We start from the raw sequence: 20350 nt of genomic DNA on the forward strand, positions 1-20350 counted from the left end.
GGTTGTTGGATAAAATTCGCGACCAATAAATTTGTTTTAACGACGTATGGTGCCAGACTTCGGGTTTGGAGAGCGATGCGGCCTTAACTAGAGGTTCCTATGAAAGAAGGTATTCACCCTAAGTACGAAGTAATTTCTGCAACTTGTTCATGCGGAAACAAATTCGAAACTCGTTCTACTTTGTGTAAAGACATTCACTTAGACGTATGTTCTGCGTGTCACCCGTTTTACACTGGTAAGCAAAAGATTTTAGACACTGGCGGCCGTGTTGATCGCTTCAACAAGCGCTTCGGTGCACTTAGCAGCAAAAAATAATTTTTTGTTTCTATGTAAAAAAGCACCTTAGGGTGCTTTTTTTGTGCCTAAAATTCACTTCTCCCTCCATTTTTATAACAGTTTTGTATTTATTATTTTTGCATAACTATTTCCTGTTCTTATTCTGAATATGCATAAACATTTACAGACAAAATAGCCAATACTCTCTATATTTTTATTTGTTACATTTTAAATATGCTACTTAAATGTAGGTAACGTGAAGTTATTTGTATTTAAAATTAAATAAAGTTCGATATTTCTCTATTTTAATTTGAGACTGAAAAATACGCTTCATCAAAATTGATTAAGGGCAGAAATTACCTGTAATTTTAATTTTTATGACGAATTAATATTTTAAAATTGTCAGGATAATCTAGGGAAGTTGCTGATAAATCACTTAAAATTAACAGTTCTAGCATATAACAGGATAGACCTGATATTGCTTGGAATTTAAAAATAATAAAGGTATCGTAGAATAAAACTACCTCTCACTTTAACTTAAATTGCAGGATATAATCGCGTTATGTCAGATTTTCGTGAACAAGCACTACATTACCATGCCCATCCCGTTCCAGGTAAAATCAGTATTGAGCTGACTAAGCCCGCTGAGACGGTTAAAGACCTCGCGCTCGCATACAGCCCAGGTGTTGCAGAACCTGTTCGTGAAATTGCCGCTGATCCAGCAAATGCTTACAAGTATACTGGTAAAGGAAATATGGTTGCGGTTATTACTAACGGCACCGCAATTTTAGGCTTAGGGAATTTAGGCCCACTTGCCTCAAAACCAGTAATGGAAGGCAAAGCATTATTATTTAAACGTTTTGCAGGACTAGACTCAATTGACATTGAAGTTAAGCATCGCACAACCGAAGACTTTATCAACACGGTTGCGAATATTGCAGACACGTTTGGTGGTATCAATTTAGAAGATATTAAAGCACCAGAATGTTTTGAAATAGAAAAAGCACTTATAGAACGTTGCAGCATTCCTGTGTTTCATGATGATCAACATGGTACGGCAATTGTTACGGCTGCGGGTATGCTAAATGCATTAGAAGTACAAGGCAAAGCAATTGAAGATGCGATTATCGTATGTTTAGGTGCTGGTGCCGCAGCTGTTGCCTGTATGGAGCTTTTAATTAAGTGTGGCGCCTTACGTGAACATATTTATATGTTAGACCGTAAAGGGGTTATTCATACACGTCGTGATGACTTAAATGAATATAAGCAATTATTTGCAAACAATACGGATAAACGTACTTTACAAGATGTAATTGAAGATGCCGATGTGTTTGTTGGTGTATCAGGCCCAAATTTATTAGCCGCCGATGATTTAAAATTAATGGCTGACCGCCCAGTTGTATTTGCATGTTCAAACCCCGATCCTGAAATTGATCCGCAATTAGCACATGCTGCACGCAACGATCTTATTATGGCGACCGGCCGCTCTGATTATCCGAACCAAGTTAACAACGTACTTTGTTTTCCATTTATTTTCCGTGGTGCATTAGATGTACGCGCAAGTGAAATAAACGATGAAATGAAAATAGCTGCTGTAGAGGCAATTCGCAGTATTGCTAAAGAGCCAGTACCGGCTGAAGTACTGACTGCTGCTGGCATCGATAAATTAGAGTTTGGTGCAAAATATATTATACCAAAACCTATGGATCCGCGCTTATTGCCTCGTATCGCCAAAGCGGTTGCTCAAGCTGCAGTTGATTCGGGTGTGGCACAAATTGATATGCCAGAGAACTACATGGCGTAATTTTAAGTGTGAATTAACGCAAAAAAAACCTCAGCATTTGCTGAGGTTTTTTTATAACACAGATAAAGAAATTTAGTCTTCATTTAAAATAGGCACTTCTAGTCCCATTTCTTGCATTATCTTCTTCACCTCTTCAGGTACTTTTTCTGCATTGTCTTTACGTAGATCATCATCATTAGGCAGCGGTTGCCCTGTAAACGCATGCAAAAATGCTTCGCATAAAAGCTCACTATTTGTTGCATGGCGCAAGTTGTTTATTTGACGACGAGTACGTTCATCAGTTAATACCTTTAATACATTTAGCGGGATCGAAACGGTGATCTTTTTTACTTGTTCGGATTTTTTCCCGTGTTCTGCATATGGGTGAATATATTCACCATTCCATTTAGCCATAAGATGTATCGTTGCCTCAGATTATAAATTGCTCACACAGCATCAAAGCGTGTAAATATGCGTGAAATTCTATCGGTTTAAAAAAGATAGTCAAATACTAGTTATTTAGCTATCTAGACATTTAAATGTTTTGACATCTCAAACTGCATGCGCTACCTTTTAGACGTCTAAACATCCAAAATGGTAAAGGTGGCGAAAATGAGTGAAAAAAATAAGGCAACAATTGCTGTTCGTAGTGGAATAGAAGCCGACAAACAGCATGGTGCGGTTGTTCCACCGCTTTATTTATCAACAACTTACTCATTTGCTGACTTTGATACCAAGCGTCAATATGATTATGGCCGCAGTGGTAATCCTAATCGTGACATTTTGGCTGATGCGCTCACCGAGCTTGAAGGTGGCGCTAAAGGCATTATTACTGCCACAGGCATGGCGGCAGTTCACTTAACCACTCAGTTATTAAATAGTGACGATACGTTAGTGATCCCCCACGATTGTTATGGTGGCAGTTATCGTTTATTTACTTCACTAGAAAAACGCGGCTTGTTGAAACTTGAAGTGGTCGATTTCACTAAAAGCGAAAGCTTATCGCATATTCTTGCTATTAAACCTAAGCAGATCTGGATTGAAACACCGAGTAATCCAATTTTACGATTAACTGATATTAAAGCAGTTACCGATATTGCTAAGCAGTGTGGTGCACTCGTTGCTGCCGATAACACATTTTTATCGCCAGCTTTGCAAAACCCGATTAAATTTGGTGCAGATATTGTGGTTCACTCAACCACTAAATATATCAATGGTCATTCAGATGTTGTTGGTGGTGCAGTTATTGCGGCGAGCGCTGAGCTTGGTGAAGAACTGGCCTGGTGGGCAAATAATATTGGCATTACTGGGGCGCCATTTGATAGCTATTTAACACTCAGAGGCTTACGTACGTTAAATGTGCGTTTGAGACAACACCAAGAAAACGCATTCGCTATTGCACAGTATTTAGAAAGCTCCCCGTTTGTTGCTCAGGTTTACTATCCAGGTCTTGAATCACACCCGCAACATGCGCTTGCTAAGGCGCAGCAGCTTGGCTTCGGTGCTATGGTCAGTTTTGATATAAAAGGCGATATAAACGATGCGGCCGCGTTTTTAACGCGCTTAAATGAGTTTAGTTTAGCGGAATCATTAGGTGGAGTGGAAAGTTTGATTTGTCACCCTGCAACTATGACCCATGCAGGCATGGAAGCGACTGCACGTGCAGAAGCTGGAGTAGGCGACACGCTTATTCGTATTTCGGTGGGTATTGAAGATGTAAAAGACTTACTTACTGATTTAGACAGAGTATTTAATTTAGTACGCCCAGGACAAGCAGATAACGCGCTAGCTGCAAAAAAGGGTGCTAGTGAGTCATTTGGTTCAGCAAAATTAAACGCGGCGCATCCGGCGTTATGGTAGTACCTACCAATTTTGAAAATATAAAAAACATGAAGTCGAGTGGGTATTAACATGGTAAATCAGGTTCATAAATTTGGTGGTTCGAGTTTAAGCTCAGCGGATCGCTTTAAAAGTGTAGCAAATATTATTTTAACTCATGCTCAAGCAGGAGATTGTGTGGTGGTATCGGCTGCCGGGAAAACCACCGATACCTTGGTTAAATTGTGGCAAAGCTATCAACAGCAAGATCCCCAAGCGATTGCTGATATAATTTTGTTATTAAGTAATCATCAATCTGTGCTTATTGAGCAATTGCTTATATCCAGTGCCAAGCATGAAGCTCTCGGTATACTTGCCACTGAGCTAAGCACGATTACCCAGCAGGCCAAGCAAGGTACTTTAGCTGAAGCTTGGCTATTAGCCCATGGCGAATTATGGTCTGCAAGGCTATTAAGTGCTTACTTAGAGCAGCTTAACGTTAGTGCTTGCGCTCATGACGCTAGGCAGTTATTTACTATAGACGCAGGCCAGTTGCAGCATGCTAATAATCAGCAGCAGTGCTTAAAAGCCATAGATACGAGTAAAATTAATGTCGTTACAGGGTTTATTGCGGCTAATTTACTACATGAAACCGTGACCCTGGGACGAAACGGCAGTGATTACAGTGCTACTTTATTAGCGCGATATTGCAATGCTAAAAAAGTGTCTATTTGGACTGACACTCAAGGTGTTTTTAGTACTGATCCACGTAAGGTAGCTAATGCGGTTAAGTATGCGCGGGTGTGCCGCGAACAAGCCAATTTATTAGCGAGACTAGGGAACCCTGTATTACATGCTAAGACATTATCGCCATTAAAAGGGACCGACATAGAGTTAATTGTTCGCAGCAGCTACGATCTGCAAGGCAGTCACACTGAAATAGTTAAACCCGGAATGAGTAAACAAAAGCGTTTTTTAACTACGATTAATAATGTGGATTTACTCACTGTTGATGATTTGAGTGAAGGCGAGGTAGCGCATGCTAGTCAGCTTATTCAGCATAGTTTACATCACTTTGAACAAGCGGGTGAAATCTACTTGGTAGTCCCTGCGTCGGCGACATATCAGCTGGTTAATTATTTTGCTGGCCGAGCCAACATTAGCGAGTCTAACTTAAATGGGGTTGCAATTATTGCATCAAAGCAAGACATAGCGACGCTTGGTAAGCATAGTGCCGCTTTACTTCAAGGGCAATCAATCCAACCTCGTTTTACTCATTTTGATGAAGATTATACGTTATTACTAACCGATCAAGTGCTTGAGAGTGATGTGCTGAGCTTGTTGCATGATAAATTGATTAATAAAGCGCAAGAAATAGCTTTAATTATTGCAGGACTCGGTAATGTAGGTGCTGAATTTATGCGCCAACTACCAGCTCAACTAGCTCGTTTATCATCTGATTTTAACGTTAAGTTAGTGGCATTACTGCGCTCAGAGCAGATGCTGGTTAATGCCAATGGGTTAGACTGTGAAAACTGGCAGCAGCAATGGGAAAACCATGCCAGCCCCTATCAGCAAGCTGATTTATTGTCATACATTGATACGCTTGAATATGAACATAAGGTAGTGATTGATATCACCGCCAGTGAATGTTTTAGCCACCTTTATAGCCAATTTGTGGAATTAAATTGTCACTTAATTAGTGCCAATAAATACGCAGGCACTGCCCCGCTGAGCTGGTATCAAACATTACGTGAAGATTTGGCGCAGCGAGGCTTACATTGGCGTTATAATGCCAGTGTGGGAGCCGGATTACCGATTAACTTTGCACTGGCCGATTTACAAAACAGTGGTGATAAAATAACGCGTATAGAAGGCGTGTTTTCTGGTACGTTGTCGTGGCTATGCAGTAGTTACGATGGCAGCAAGGCATTTTCAGATTTGGTGCTTGAAGCACAAGCTTTAGGGTTTACCGAGCCTGATCCGCGAGAAGATTTATCTGGGCGAGATATGCAACGCAAATTGCTTATTTTGGCGCGTGAGTTAGGTATTGAATTAGAACTTAATGATATTTCGTTATCTGCGTTAATGCCCGATGAACTAAGTAAAGGCAGTTGGAGTGACTTCCTTGATAACAAGGCAAGCTTAGATGCGTTTATTCAGCAGCATGCACAAGCGGCTCAGCAACAAAATGCATCCCTGTGTTACACCGGACTATTAGAGTTTAAAAACAATAAGCTAAACGCTAAGGTAGGGATTGCTTATGTACCAAAAAGCGAAGCGGTTGCTAATTTAACACCTGGCGATAATATTTTTGTGATTAATACTCAATGGTATAACCAAAACGCATTAGTTATCCAAGGCCCCGGCGCGGGTAAAGAAGTAACAGCTGCAGGTGTTCATTCAGATTTATATTGGCTAGTAAAAAATATTAGTTAGACTATCAAAAAGGCCGCTAATCAGCGGCCTTTTAAGCATAAGTAGCATTTAAAAGAGATCTTCTTCGGTTTTAGTACTTTCTTCAAATACATCATTTGGCTGTGATAGCACATACTTTGTAGGTGCCGTGCCTTTCTCAAAGTATTCAAAGCGGCTGGTATAATCATTTTTATGACTTAATAGCCCCGTTTCTAGGTCGATACGAATTGAAACTAACCCTTCAGGGGGTTCAATTGGCGCAGCGGGTTTACCATCAAGTGCGACTCTCATAAAATCAACCCATGCAGGCTGAGCTGTTTTAGCACCTGACTCTGCACCTGATATTTGGCCACTTGCTAAATTATTATTATAGGTTGAACGTCCCAGTGTATTTCCTGGGTTATCAAAGCCAACCCAAACAGAGGTCATCACATCGCGATTAAAGCCGCTAAACCAAGTATCTACAGAGTCATTGGTGGTGCCTGTTTTACCCGAAAGGTCACGACGTTTTAGTGCTTGTGCACGCCATCCTGTACCACTCCAACCTGTTTTATGAGACCAGCTACCACCCCCCCAAATTGCGCTGTTCATAGCACTGGCAATTAAAAATGCATTTTGTTTAGATATAATCTGCGGCGCGCAATTTGGTGCTACTTGCTCACTTAGCATTAGCGAGCTAGGTGTTGTCGCTTCATCATCACAAATTACAGTCGGGTTAGTTTTAAATAAGGTGTTGCCCATGGCATCTTGAATTTCTGAAATAAAGTAAGGTTCGATTAAGTGGCCGCCATTGGCAAAAGTACTCATACCACGAGCTAGCTCTATTGGAGTGATAGATGCGCTACCTAAAGCCAGTGATTCACTGCGATTTATATCTTCATTTGCAAAGCCAAATTTAAGTAAATGATCGGCTGTACGTTGCAAGCCAACACCACGTAATAAACGTACCGAAATCACATTTTTTGATTGTGCTAAAGCACGGCGAATGCGAATAGGGCCATTATAAATGGCAGGGCTATTTTTAGGTCGCCATGCAACGCCTTGGCTTTTATCCCATTGATTTATAGGAGCATCATTTAAAATTGACGCTAAGGTGTAGCCTTTTTCAAGTGCAGCAGAGTATATAAATGGCTTAATATTAGAGCCAACTTGGCGTTTAGCTTGCACTGCACGGTTATATTGGCTTTGTTCAAAGCTGTAACCGCCTACAATGGCTTTTATACGCCCGTCTTGTGGGTCTAAAGACACAATGGCGCTTGCAGCTTCAGGGATTTGACTCAAAATATAGCTGTTGTCATCATTTTTACGCAGCCATATTTGCATGCCAGGCGTTAATATATCGCTTGCTGCTTCAGGAGCAAAGCTTTGGCGATAACGGGTGATAAACTTACGTGCCCACTTTAGATTATCCCAAGTTAATGTTGTACGTTCACCGCTTTTAAGTATTACTTCTGCGCTTTTGTCGTATACATTTAAAACGGCAGCAGTTTTTAAAGGTCCTAGTTCATTCACTTCTTTTAATATGTTTAATAGCTTAGGCTCAGAAGGTGCAGGCTCTGTTTGTGGATCCCATAAAGTGGCTTCAGGCCCTCTAAATCCATGACGCATATCATAGGCATGTAAATTATTGACTAACGCTGTTTGTGCCGCCTGTTGAACATGAGATTCAACAGAAGTAAATACTTTGTATCCCGAGTTATAGGCTTTATCTATTCCGTAGCGCGACACCATTTCAGCACGTACCATTTCTGAAATATACGGCGCATACAAATCAATTTCAGCACCATGAAAATACGCGGTAATAGGTTGGTTTATTGCTTCGTTATATTGTGCTTTAGAAATATATTTTTCGTCTAACATTCGGCCCAATACCACATTTCTTCTGGCTTTGGCTCGCTCTGGATTACGAATCGGGTTAAGTGCTGAAGGCGCTTTTGGTAAACCTGCAATCATTGCCATTTGTGCAAGAGTAAGTTCTTTTAACTCTTTACCATAATAAACCTGAGCGGCTGCACCAATACCAAAGGCGCGGTTTCCTAGCTCTATTTTATTTAGGTAAAGTTCAAAGATTTCATCTTTTGAAAGTAAGTTTTCGATATGGATGGCAATAAATATTTCTTTTACTTTACGAATATAGGCTTTTTCTCGTGTTAGGAAAAAGTTACGAGCCAACTGCATTGTGATTGTACTGGCACCTTGCTTCTTTTCACCGGTAGAAATAAGCACTAGCGCTGAGCGAACAATACCAATTGGATCAATACCAATGTGGTCATAAAAGCGATTATCTTCAGTTGCTAAGAAAGCGTGTAACAAAGGCTCAGGAATTTGGTCTATAGTTACAGGAATTCGCCTTTTTTCACCAAATTGGTTGATTAAAAGCCCATCTTTGGTAAATACTTGCATAGGCGTTTGTAATTGCACGTTTTTTAAAACCTGCACGCTGGGAATATCGGATTTAACGTAGTAATAAAGGCTGAGCAATGTAATTAGTGCAAGTAATGCACAAATGATCAAAAATTGTAAAGTTCTTTTTAATAAAATCACTGATATTTCCCTAAACGGACTCCCAATTACAGGTTGAGACTGCTAGTATATATTGATTAAAAATTGAATAATATTTTTTAAGATATAAATTATAACTTGTTTATTATTAAAACAAAGGCAAAGTTGCAAACATGCTAAGTCAATTAATAAAAAAACCATCGCCTATGATGGTGGGTATTGATATAGGATCGCACTCTATCAAGGCCGTGCTTTTAAGTGAAACAGAAACTGGGCTTCGACTAGAAGCACTTGCAATTGAACCTATGCCAAAAGGCGCTATGAGCGAGCGTAACATTCAAGATATTGAAGCAATTGGCAATGTGATAACCAAGTTAAAACGAAAGTTACCAAAGTCACTCAAATTTGCTGCTGTTGCTGTTTCAGGGCAAACAGTGATTACCAAAGTTATTTTCATGGATGTTTCCTTAAGCGACGCTGAATTAGAGTCACAGATTGAAATTGAAGCCGACAGCTTGATCCCCTATCCGTTAGATGAAGTTAGTCTTGATTTCGAAAAACTCTCAACTAACAGCGCCGATCCGAGCAAAATTAATGTCTTACTTTCTGCAGCGAGAACGGAAAGTGTGGAAGCGAGAGTAGGCGCGCTAAGCGCAGCAAACTTAACGGCAAAAGTTGTCGATGTTGAAAGTTATGCGCTAAGCCGGGCTATGAATGTCTATTATCAACAACTTCCATCAGATGCGTTTGATAAAACGGTGGCAGTGGTCGATATTGGTGCTGTGCTCACATCAGTGAGTGTGGTGCAATCAGGTGAAACAATTTATACCCGTGACCAAGTATTTGGCGGCGACCAATACACAAACAGTATTGTTGCTTACTACAATAAAGGTTTTGATGAGGCCGAAATTGGTAAAACAACGGGTGATTTACCGCCTAATTACACATTTGAAGTGTTAGCACCTTTTCAAACCTCGTTATTACAGCAAGTTCGTCGTGCTGTGCAAATGTTTTTAACCACAACAGGTAAAGAGCAGTTAGATTATATTGTACTGACGGGCGGTTCAGCCATGATTAAAGGCATTGATAGACTGTTAATTGAAGAATTAGGGATACATACGGTTGTTGTAGAACCATTTGATAAAATAGAAATATCACCTAGAGTTGATCGTAATATAATACAGCGTCACCGCACTCAATTTGCAATTGCGACTGGCCTGGCGTTGAGGAGTTTTTCATCATGCCACATATAAATCTATTACCTTGGCGTGAATTACAGCGTGAGCAGTCTAAAAAGAAATTTATAACACTGCTGATGGCAGTCGTTATTGTTTGCTTTGTGACTATGTATGCGCTGAGTGCATTTTATAGCGGCCTCAAAGAAGGGCAAATGCTAAAAAATAATTACCTTAGCTCAGAAATTACAATGCTCGATCAAAAAATTCGCGATATACGTGATTTAGACAAGAAAAAAGAAAACCTACAACAACGTATGCGATTAATTGAGGAGTTACAAAGCAGTCGTAACTTAGGTACGCAAATAATGGATGAAGTGGCTAAAATAGTACCTGCTGGTGTTTATTTAACCAAGCTTGAGCGCAAGGGCAGTCAAATTCATGTATTAGGAAAAAGCGAATCTAACAACCGCTTATCTACTATGCTTCGACAAGTGCAAAGTTCTTACCTATTAGAACGCCCAATTATGCAAGGTATTGTTGCAGGCGACCAATCCTCTCGTTTACTCAGCGATTTTAATATGGAATTTTACGTAAAGCCATTTGGCCAAATAGGTGAGGTGCGTAATGAACCTTAATCTTAAATCGTTTACAGAGATAGATTGGAATGAAATAGAGCTAGATAATATAGGCGAGTGGCCAGTTATTGTAAAAGCAATATGCGGCGCTTTTGTTGCTTGTCTCATATTGTTTTTTAGCTACAGCTTATTAGTGTCGGATGAAATTGAAAGTTACCATAATGCGGTAGCCAAAGAGATAGAATTACGCACAACCTACCGAACTAAATATGCAGTTGCCAGTAAGCTTGATATTTATCGTGAACAAATGATTGAGATGGAAGACAAATTTTCTCAGCTATTAAAGCGCCTACCTACCTCAAACGAGACGCCAGGATTATTAGACGATCTTTCCTATGTGGGTACAACCAGTGGTTTAACATTTTTAAAAATTGGTTGGTTACCAGAAGTTGAAAAAGAGTTTTATACCGAGCTACCCATTAAAATTGAAGTGGTAGGCACTTATCATGAGTTTGGTGAATTTGTAGGAAAAGTAGCTCAGTTACCAAGAATTGTAAGTTTACATGACTTTTCTATTTTATCATCTGGCGAAAAGCAGCTAACATTCAGTGTAGTAGCAAAAACTTATCGTTATGAAGAGGGGGTGAGATGATGAAGCAACTTCTCTTTTTAACTACCGCAATATTGTTGCTCAGTGGCTGTAATGAAGATACATCTGAGCAAAAAGAATTTATTGATCAGGTTAAAGCAAACACTACTGCGCGTGTCGAAAAGATACCTGAGTTGGTTAAGTTTGAACACTTTGCATATAACGCTAAAGATTTACGTAGCCCTTTTGTAGCACCAGAACCAGAAATTATACAAAATAAGCTAACACAAGTTAAAAACTGTCTTCACCCAGACCCAGAACGTGTTCGTCAGCCTCTGGAAAAGTACCCATTAGATAATTTAGCAATGAAGGGCACAATAGGATCGAACGGCAAAACATGGGCGCTCATTACAGCTGCTGATAACACCTTACATCGAGTATCTATAGGGAGCTATTTGGGCACCTATGATGGAAAAGTAAGCAGTGTTAATAGTGACTATATTGAATTAGTAGAATTAATCCCTGATGGGTCAGGTTGTTGGAAAGAACGTTTGACCAAATTAGAAATGTTAGAGGCGGCAACCAATGGCGCAAGTTAATAAGAAAAATGGTATTCCCTATATGCACAAAGATGAGTGTTCACACCACCGTATTTTAACGATTTTGTTATTTGTATTTTTATTACTCATGACTAAAACGGTTAGTGCAGCCCCTTTACTCTATGACGTCCGATATAACCCATTACTTAAAGGTGAAACCGAGTTACAACTGGTCTTCGATGAAGAATTACAGCAGCAACCTGATGTACAAGTTTTTAATAGTCCGGCACGTATAGAGCTTTTATTTAATGCAGTTGAGCTAGATGAAGGGTTGGCAAATATTGCGATTAACCAAGCAGGAATAAGTAACATCAGTAGCATGATGACCAGTGCGGGTTTAAAGGTAACCATTAACCTAGAGCGATTAAAAATTTATGAGACTGAGGTTAACAACAACTTAGTTTCAATAAGAATATCTGATAACCCACTGACAGAACAAATAGTAACAACCAGTGAAGATGGACCTGCTTATACCTCTAGTTATATTAATGGCATTCAAGCTATTGATTTTCGCCGTGGTGAAAAAGGTGAGGCTAAAGTGCTTGTTTACCTGCAAGATACTCAGGCGGCTATTGAGGTTCATGAAAGTGGTGGGAAGATAATTGCAGAGTTTCATCATACCGATATTTTAGATGACTTATTGTATGAATTAGATGTTCTTGATTTTGGTACTGTCGTGAGCAGTATTGAAACATTTAAGGAAGATAACCTTACACGTATTGTGATTGAACCTAATACTGCCTTTGCTTACACGTATCAGCAAATTGAAAATATTTTTACCTTAACGGTTGAGAAAGATGAGACTCAAAATGCATTCTTAGATGGGGGGAAAGAATACTTAGGTCGCCCTATGACGCTTAACTTTCAAGACATCCCTGTTCGCTCCGTGTTGCAGATTATTGCAGGCTACAATGACTTTAACTTGGTAACCAGTGACTCTGTAACAGGTAACATTACCCTTCGTTTAGATGGCGTTCCATGGGACCAAGCGTTAGACGTAGTGCTAAGAATAAAAGGCTTAGACAAACGTATGGATGGCTCTATTTTAATGGTAGCGCCATCTGAAGAACTTGCTGCCCGTGAAGCGAAAGAGTTAAAAGCTAAGCAACAAGTTGAGGATTTAGAGCCACTCTACAGTGAATATATCCGTTTAAATTACGCAAAAGCAGAAGATTTTGCCGACTTATTAAAAACAGACACCAATAGCATTATTACAGCTCGAGGTAGTGTTTCTGTTGATCAACGTACCAATACGTTATTAATGAAAGACACTGCAAAAAGTATTGAAAGTGTTCGCCGAATGGTCGAAACCTTAGACATCCCAGTCAAACAAGTGGTCATTGAAGCGCGAATGGTAACCGTGCGTGACAACGTAACAGAAGACTTAGGGGTTCGTTGGGGGTTCAGTGATCAACAAGGTTCTGATGGTATTTCGGGTACCTTAGAAGGGGCTGAAACGATTTCTAACGGCATTATTCCTAGCCTTTCAGATCGACTTAACGTTAATTTACCGGTAGCGAATCCATCGGCAAGTATTGGTATGCATATAGCCAAACTAGCAAATGGAACATTGATTGATTTAGAGCTAACTGCGCTCGAAGAAGAAAATAAGGGTGAAATTATTGCGAGTCCGCGTATCACTGCTGCCAACCAGCAAAAAGCGCGTATAGAGCAAGGTACTGAGATCCCCTATGTGGAATCTGCTTCAAGTGGTGCAACAACCGTGAGCTTTAAAAAAGCAGTGTTGAGTCTAGAAGTGACACCTCACATCACGCCAGACAACAAAGTTATTTTAAACTTAATAATTACTCAAGATACCCGTGGAGATACCGTTCAAACAGGAACTGGCCCTGCAGTTGCCATTGATACGCAACAAATTGAGACTCAAGTTCTCGTTGAGAATGGACAAACGGTAGTGTTGGGTGGTATTTTCCAACAGCAAATTATTAATTCGACCAAAAAAGTACCTTTATTGGGCGACCTTCCTTATGTAGGAAGACTATTTAAAAGCACAAGCGAGTTTAATGAAAAGCGCGAACTGCTGATTTTTGTCACACCTAAAATCCAAATAGACTAATTACCTAACCTGAGCTCTGCTTGAGATAGATTACTATTCAGGGCTCAGGTTATTCAAACTATCTAGGTTGCACAACAAACCAGACGGTATTGGCATGTCATTTAGTTATCTTGGTGTGAACACTCCCTGTAAATGTACAATTAGGCAGTATATAGTTTTTTATGTACTGTACTGCGGATGCATTTTAAGGCTGCGTTTATGTTGTTTGTAACTGAGTTTTTTGTGAAAATTACCATACAAAAGCGTTTACGAAGTAACACGTAGTAACCTTAAGTTGCATAAATTTTAACCCTAGAAGATAAACTTGCCTATAATAAGGTGCTTTTTTGTTAACCAATGGGTAATTATTTAGTTTAATTGCTCGTTATATGGCTTTTTATCCTAATTGACTTGAAATACCCGACCGATTACTGAGATAATCCCTTTCTTAATTTTGGGGCCAGGTCGTTAGGCGGGGTTTTATTTCAAATTTTAGAGTTCGTTTGTACTAAAAGATATGGCTGAGAAACGTAATATATTTCTAGTTGGCCCCATGGGGGCTGGCAAAAGCACGATTGGTCGTCACATCGCTGACCAATTACACCTTGAATTTGTTGATTCTGATCAAGAAATCGAACGTCGCACGGGCGCAGATATTGCCTGGGTATTCGATCTTGAAGGTGAAGAAGGCTTTAGACTTCGTGAAGAATCTGTTATTGGTGACTTAACCGAAATGCAAGGTATTGTACTTGCAACCGGTGGTGGCTCAGTAATGAGTAAAGAAGTTCGAAACAAGCTTTCGGCTCGCGGTATTGTTGTATACCTAGAGACACCGATTGAAAAGCAAGTTGCACGTACGCAACGCGACAAGCGTCGCCCATTACTGCAAACAGAAGAAGCACCTCGTGATGTACTTGAGCGCTTAGCAGAAGAGCGTGAACCATTATATAAAGAAGTAGCTGATTTTGTTGTACGCACTGATGAGCAGAGCGCGAAAGTTGTTGCTAACCAAATCATCGAGAAATTGGATTTTTAAAAGCCAGTATTAAAAAGGATTAACCCAGCATGCTTGAATTAACTGTTAATTTAGACGAGCGAAGTTATCCTATTTATATTGGTCAATCTGCACTTCAAGATACAGGCCGTCTAATACACCATATTGGTGATTGTCGGCCTATCATCATTACTAATGAAACGATTGCACCGTTGTACCTTCAACAGTTGCTTGATTCACTAGCACAGCAAAACCCACTGCATTTTATTATTCCAGATGGTGAGCAATATAAATCACTCACTTGGTTTGAAAAAATATCGGCATTTCTACTTGAGAATAATTGCGGCCGTGACACCTGCTTAATTGCATTAGGTGGTGGCGTTGTAGGTGATTTAACCGGATTTGTTGCTGCTTGTTATCAGCGTGGCGTCCCTTTTATCCAAATACCAACCACTTTATTATCTCAAGTTGATTCTTCAGTTGGCGGCAAAACAGCAGTTAATCACCCGCTGGGTAAAAATATGATAGGGGCTTTTTACCAACCCCAAGCTGTGTTTATAGATACGCGTTCGTTACATACTTTACCTACCCGTGAATTTGCTGCTGGCATGGCTGAAGTTATTAAGTACGGCCTCATTTACGATACTGAGTTGTTTGCTTATTTAGAGCAAAATATCATTCAATTACAACAGTTAGATGAAGCCTGTTTACAGCATGTTATTTTCAGATGCTGTGAAATTAAAGCGCTCATCGTTGCACAAGATGAGAAAGAGCAGGGCCTGCGTGCGCTATTGAATTTAGGGCACACGTTTGCCCATGCTATAGAAGCACAAATGGGTTATGGGGTGTGGCTGCATGGTGAAGCCGTAGCTACAGGTATGGTGCTTGCTGCCAAACTTGCTCATACTCGTAACGACTTAACACTGCAAGATGTAGAGCGTATTACCACACTAATAGCAGCGTATAAATTACCAATCGAAATCCCTAGCAATATGACTAGTGAGCAATTTTTACTGCATATGCGCAAAGATAAAAAGAATAAAAAGGGGACTATCCGATTTATTTTACCCACCGAATTTGGTCAGTGTGCATTAGTTGACAATGTATCTGATGATCAAGTTAGAGCATTGATCGAGCAATAAATGCAGTCACAAATTTTACCAAGCCGTGCGGCTTTGGTGGATAGAATCGCATTGCAATTTGAATATGGTCAAAACCTAATTGTTTTATTGGGTACCTCTGGTCTAGGTAAAAGCTATTTGCTTGAAACCTTCATTACTGATAAATATAACGATTTTAATAAAGCGTTTGTGCAAGTTGGTGCACAGATGACTGATGTGCAATTAATGACTCAGTTATTAGAACAAAGCTTTAATGCCCCTTTAATTGACCACAATCTAAGCTTATCGCAAAACTATTATCAATTAGCGCAACAACAACAATGTGGCGCGTGTTTATGGGTGATTGATGGCGGTAGGCACCTATCTGAAGAACTCATTGCAGAGCTTGAGCTGTTATCAAAAAATGCGCCTAATGTGTTGTATGTTATGATTGCATCACAGTCTAAATTAGCATTCAAAGATGCAGTTAATATTCATTTAGAGCCATTAAATATAGTTGAAAGTAAGCAGCTCATGGGATGGTATTTTACGAGCTTACCTTATGATGAAGATCCTGTCTTTCAAACCTTTTTAGTTGAAGCTCAAGGTAATCCGAGTTTGTTATTAGCCTGGCAGCCTAGCGAGCAGGTTGCTGATATTGTAGTTAAAGATAAGGTTTCTTGGCGCTTACAGCTGCTAACACTATTACTAATAATTATGTTGTTGATCATTGGTCTTGTGTACAAAGCTGATATGACCCAGTGGTGGGAAAGTGCCAATCGCCAAATTGATGAGCAAGTGCTATCAACCGCTATTACAACTGAACAAGCAATTGAAAATAAACCACAGCAGTTCATAGCGCCTAAAACTATTGAGCCGCCAGCAGCTGTCATTCAAAAGCCCACTCAAGACAACACCATTAATAATGTTCCAGCGATAGTCGGCAGCTTAACGGAAGCAACGAGCGTTGTTGAACAGGAAAAGCCGGCATCAAAACCCGTTGAAGAAAAACCTATTACTAAACCTGAAAAAACAAAGTCGCAAAACCCAATAGTAAAAATACCCAGTAATTGGTACTTACAACAACCTGAAGATAATTTTGTTATTCAGCTCTTAGCGGTAACTCAGCAGCAGGTAGGTAATGAGTTTATTGTTAAACATAAGCTAGAAAATATCGCTAATACCTACCAAACTAAACGAAATGGTAAAATGTGGTGGGTGGTAACTACAGGCAGCTTTGCTAACTTAAATGAAGCAAAACAAGCACTGCAAGCACTTCCTGCTGAGGTTAGAAAAAATAAACCTTTCTATAAAAAAATTAGTAAAATAAAACAAGAAATTGCACGAGTTGATCAGTAAACTCAGTAACTTTAGTGTAAAATCGCGCAACACCGAATTGAAGTAAAGAGCCAATGCAGCAAAAGAGTAGAGCCTTCCTTAAATGGGCTGGCTACCGATACGAAAATATTATGAAATGCTACCGCTACGATTTATGCTTTTTAGAAAAGTATGAAATTCTTTTTGGGAATGTATATAACAAGACTACAGTGAAAATAAATGACCAATGAGAGTTTGAGCCAAGGTGTGCGATCCCCCCTGAAATGGCCGGGCGGGAAAAAAAGAGTTCTTCACCATATCAAAGCAGTATTGCCCCGTGTTGGCAAAACAAGATTAGTTGAACCTTTTGTAGGAGGCGGCTCCGTATTCCTAAATCTAGATTTTGATGAATACTTGTTATGTGATACTAACAGCGATCTAATTTCACTATTTAAAGCAGTTAAGAAAGCTCCTCTTAAGTTTGAGAGAGATGCTCGCCAATATTTCACTGAACAAAATAATACAGCCGAACAATACTACCTATTAAGACAAGAATTTAACGATACTAGTGATTCGTATCATCGAGCTTTATTGTTTTTATATCTAAATAGGCATGGGTACAATGGTCTCTGTCGTTACAATCAGTCAGGTGGTTACAACGTACCGTTTGGTAGATATAAAAAGCCATATTTCCCAGAGTTAGAAATTGAACATCTGTCTCATAAACTAAAAAAAGCTGAGTTTATAGTAGGTGATTTTTCACAAGCTTTTGAATGTGTAAAGTCAGGTGATGTTGTTTATTGTGATCCTCCTTATTCTCCTATAAACAGAACTTCAAACTTTACAGCATACACTGGTGCCGAATTTTCGGATGAAGATCAAAGAAGGCTGGTTCAGTGTGCACTTAAAGCAAAAGGTAAAGGTGTTTCAACATTAATATCTAATCATGTTACTGAGTTTACAGATGATCTCTATTCGTCAGCGGATGTGCATAAGCTATTTTCTGTTCAGCGTTCAATTAGCCAAAATGGTAAAAAGCGCAATAAAGTTGAAGAAGTACTGGCGCTGTATGCAAATAAAGGATAGGCGGAGCCTTATTCTGATTTATCCTATTGCTCGAATAGTGGTTGGCTTTTGTTTTAATTCTCCAGATCTGAAATCGGTAAACGGTTGAGTAATAATAGAACCAATTCTTTTTGAAAGTATTGATAGTTGTCGTCTATGCGTAGGTTAGTAACTTTATCAATATATTTGATGCCAGTATGATGCTGCAAACGGTCAATATGACTTTGCTCAAATACGTAAACTTTATCAGACCAATTCAACATTTCTTCAGTACACAATGTTGTGCCTGCCTTACTCACGTACTTCTCACTTAAACCTGCTGATCTATATATATTGTTTTTGTTAATTGCCCTAAATAGCTCTTCTGCTGTGCGGCTTCTCTGGACATTTGCGGTGCATAGAAATAAAACTTTCATTATTTTTAGCTCTTATAAAACGGCTGGCGAGTAATTTAGAAAAGCATCATTTATCAAGGTGTTCGATAATGCGAGAGTAGCGTTCAATAAACTCATCATAATCAATTCCTAATTCACTAATATAGCTTACTCGTAACTCGTTGAGCTTGTATTTAATGTCTGTGATTTGGACAAAATCGTCATTTTTATTGATTTCCGAATCTAGCCGCCTTTTGAACCACTCTTCAACATAATACGCCCAGCCTCTAAAGATATTAATAGACTTAAATCCTTTGGTTGGTTTTAACTTTTTGAATTCACTATCAGCTTCGTAAAATAGCTTATGCATGGCTTTTTTTGTTGTAAAAATTTAAGATTATCAATTTTCATATTTATTGCGCTTGCTGTTTGACTGCTTTCATTTTGTCTTCATTTTGAAGCTCTGATATTAAAAATTTCACCCAGTTTTGACTGTATAAGTATCCATCAAACCCTTCCATGTATGATGCATATTCGCCTTTGAAGGCTTTGTCAATTCCCTTTGGGCGAGCTTCGTAATACTTCCAACACTTAGTATGCAAAGGCATGTTAAAACCTTTTATTTTTTTTAATACTAGCTCAACAATCCTTTTGGGTTTTAGCCGAAATGGATTTTCGACGCCTTTTATAAATGCGACAGCTTGTTCATAATCTTTTAATTCTTCTTCAGTTAATGCATTCACATTTATAAACTCTACAGCCATGTCTGCTGATTTTGCATGATTGCCAAGTTTAGGAACCAAAAAGGCCCTTACACGGTACTTTTGGCTTTCAACTACCTCATCGTTTAAGTCATTCCTGTAAGTTTCCATATATTCACGGACAACTTTGTAGTTATCTTTTTGCATTTGCTTTAAGGCATCTAACTGAGATTGCTCAGAAATTCTTGTAAGCTGCATTGAAAAGGCTAAGTTGGCTGTTAATGCATGTTCATCACCAAATTCTTCAACCAGTAATGACTCAAAGTTGCTTAAAGCAGATTGACATTCTCCCGCTACAGCCAAATCAATAGCGGGTAAGCTTCTATGCTCGATTTTGTTTCTTAGGCCAATTAAGAAATTCAAATTAGCCAGCTCAGGAGATGCACCACTCTGCCAGTATTCACTAGCACATGTGCTTAACTCCCAAGCTTTCTCCTCACCATCTATTACTTTTGGAGTTCCATTATCGTTAAGATAGAAATATGCAGTGCCTTTCTTTTCAAATATGGCATGAAAGAGCGATGTGTAAGCAATGATAATATTGACTATATATCCGTAGGTTTTAAATTCGGTATACGGGTTGTTGTATACCGAAACAGCGAGTAGGGCGAATTCTTTAGCTTTGTGCAGCAAAATGCCTTTTGTGGAGTGATCTGCAACTTGTTGGAGTTTTTGGCTGTGAACGGCACGAAACTCAGCCTTACTTAAATACGATATTCCCGATGTGGTGTATTGGGCACCATCTTTTTCAATGTATTGGTGCCAGCGTTTTGATGGGTAAGTTTTACAAGCCCCTTCAGTCCAGCCTGTAGCATCTGCCAATTGTTTAATTGTGAAGGACTCACTGAGAGATTCTTTTTCTTTAAAAAATTCGTATGCTAAGTCAACTTTGTCGTATCTACTCATTGGAGCATCCATTCCATTTTTATTCCTATTACCAGCAAG

The 20350-nt window shown here is 39.3% G+C and carries 18 protein-coding genes; 13 read left to right on the forward strand and 5 right to left on the reverse strand.

Annotation, left to right across the window (positions count from 1 at the left end; all coding sequences use genetic code 11):
* The first annotated feature begins 99 nt into the window (after positions 1-99).
* Positions 100-315, forward strand: a complete 216-nt coding sequence (gene rpmE, locus B1F84_RS01555) for a 50S ribosomal protein L31 (RefSeq protein ID WP_008115018.1) — start codon at positions 100-102, stop codon at positions 313-315.
* 523 nt (positions 316-838) lie between these two features.
* Positions 839-2080, forward strand: coding sequence for a malic enzyme-like NAD(P)-binding protein (locus tag B1F84_RS01560; protein WP_008465773.1), 1242 nt, complete (start codon positions 839-841; stop codon positions 2078-2080).
* Positions 2081-2152: 72 nt separating this feature from the next.
* Here the strand turns inward: B1F84_RS01560 and metJ are convergent, their stop codons facing one another.
* Positions 2153-2473, reverse strand: a complete 321-nt coding sequence (gene metJ, locus B1F84_RS01565) for a met regulon transcriptional regulator MetJ (protein WP_008115021.1) — start codon at positions 2471-2473, stop codon at positions 2153-2155.
* Between the two features lie 198 nt (positions 2474-2671).
* Between metJ and metB the strand changes: the two genes are divergently transcribed.
* Together metB and metL are read left to right on the forward strand one after the other, a co-directional pair.
* Positions 2672-3919: a cystathionine gamma-synthase gene (gene metB, locus B1F84_RS01570; RefSeq protein ID WP_131690369.1), complete on the forward strand. Its 1248-nt coding sequence runs from the start codon at positions 2672-2674 to the stop codon at positions 3917-3919.
* Positions 3920-3970: 51 nt separating this feature from the next.
* Positions 3971-6316, forward strand: coding sequence for a bifunctional aspartate kinase/homoserine dehydrogenase II (metL, locus tag B1F84_RS01575; RefSeq protein ID WP_131690370.1), 2346 nt, complete (start codon positions 3971-3973; stop codon positions 6314-6316).
* 48 nt (positions 6317-6364) lie between these two features.
* Here metL and B1F84_RS01580 read toward each other — a convergent pair whose 3' ends face one another.
* Positions 6365-8839 (reverse strand): penicillin-binding protein 1A, encoded by a 2475-nt coding sequence (locus B1F84_RS01580; protein WP_131690371.1) that lies wholly within the window; start codon positions 8837-8839, stop codon positions 6365-6367.
* A gap of 131 nt (positions 8840-8970) precedes the next feature.
* Here B1F84_RS01580 and B1F84_RS01585 point away from each other — a divergent pair, with 131 nt between their 5' ends.
* The 9 genes from B1F84_RS01585 to B1F84_RS01625 all read left to right on the forward strand — a co-directional run bounded on the left by B1F84_RS01585 (position 8971) and on the right by B1F84_RS01625 (position 18291).
* Complete coding sequence (locus B1F84_RS01585) at positions 8971-10050, forward strand: pilus assembly protein PilM (protein ID WP_008466264.1); 1080 nt, start codon at positions 8971-8973, stop codon at positions 10048-10050.
* Complete coding sequence (locus B1F84_RS01590; RefSeq protein ID WP_008466262.1) at positions 10038-10610, forward strand: PilN domain-containing protein; 573 nt, start codon at positions 10038-10040, stop codon at positions 10608-10610. The genes B1F84_RS01585 and B1F84_RS01590 overlap by 13 nt, the downstream gene beginning before the upstream one ends.
* The gene (locus tag B1F84_RS01595; protein WP_008466261.1) at positions 10600-11202 is read left to right on the forward strand and encodes a type 4a pilus biogenesis protein PilO; all 603 of its coding nucleotides are present in this window, start codon (positions 10600-10602) and stop codon (positions 11200-11202) included. Before B1F84_RS01590 ends, B1F84_RS01595 begins: the two co-directional genes overlap by 11 nt.
* Entirely contained in the window at positions 11202-11738 is a 537-nt protein-coding gene (locus B1F84_RS01600) for a pilus assembly protein PilP (protein WP_008466259.1), read from the forward strand. Before B1F84_RS01595 ends, B1F84_RS01600 begins: the two co-directional genes overlap by 1 nt.
* Positions 11725-13815 carry a type IV pilus secretin PilQ family protein gene (locus B1F84_RS01605; protein WP_008466257.1) on the forward strand — a complete coding sequence of 697 codons (2091 nt, stop codon included), beginning with the start codon at positions 11725-11727 and terminating at the stop codon, positions 13813-13815. The genes B1F84_RS01600 and B1F84_RS01605 overlap by 14 nt, the downstream gene beginning before the upstream one ends.
* Positions 13816-14311: 496 nt before the next feature.
* Positions 14312-14830: a shikimate kinase AroK gene (aroK, locus tag B1F84_RS01610; protein WP_008466255.1), complete on the forward strand. Its 519-nt coding sequence runs from the start codon at positions 14312-14314 to the stop codon at positions 14828-14830.
* 29 nt (positions 14831-14859) lie between these two features.
* Positions 14860-15930, forward strand: a complete 1071-nt coding sequence (aroB, locus tag B1F84_RS01615) for a 3-dehydroquinate synthase (RefSeq protein ID WP_131690373.1) — start codon at positions 14860-14862, stop codon at positions 15928-15930.
* Entirely contained in the window at positions 15931-17247 is a 1317-nt protein-coding gene (locus B1F84_RS01620) for an AAA family ATPase (protein WP_131690374.1), read from the forward strand.
* Between the two features lie 198 nt (positions 17248-17445).
* Complete coding sequence (locus tag B1F84_RS01625) at positions 17446-18291, forward strand: Dam family site-specific DNA-(adenine-N6)-methyltransferase (protein WP_131690375.1); 846 nt, start codon at positions 17446-17448, stop codon at positions 18289-18291.
* Between the two features lie 53 nt (positions 18292-18344).
* Here the strand turns inward: B1F84_RS01625 and B1F84_RS01630 are convergent, their stop codons facing one another.
* From B1F84_RS01630 to B1F84_RS01640, 3 genes are read right to left on the reverse strand one after another with little or no spacing between them, the layout of a single operon-like run.
* Positions 18345-18686 carry a phosphotyrosine protein phosphatase gene (locus B1F84_RS01630; RefSeq protein WP_131690376.1) on the reverse strand — a complete coding sequence of 114 codons (342 nt, stop codon included), beginning with the start codon at positions 18684-18686 and terminating at the stop codon, positions 18345-18347.
* A gap of 46 nt (positions 18687-18732) precedes the next feature.
* Positions 18733-19014 carry a hypothetical protein gene (locus tag B1F84_RS01635; protein ID WP_131690377.1) on the reverse strand — a complete coding sequence of 94 codons (282 nt, stop codon included), beginning with the start codon at positions 19012-19014 and terminating at the stop codon, positions 18733-18735.
* A 43-nt stretch (positions 19015-19057) separates the two neighbouring features.
* Positions 19058-20323: a DUF3644 domain-containing protein gene (locus tag B1F84_RS01640; protein WP_240702008.1), complete on the reverse strand. Its 1266-nt coding sequence runs from the start codon at positions 20321-20323 to the stop codon at positions 19058-19060.
* Between the last annotated feature and the right edge of the window lie 27 nt (positions 20324-20350).

This window comes from Pseudoalteromonas sp. DL-6 (genome assembly GCF_004328665.1).
Lineage (GTDB): Bacteria > Pseudomonadota > Gammaproteobacteria > Enterobacterales > Alteromonadaceae > Pseudoalteromonas.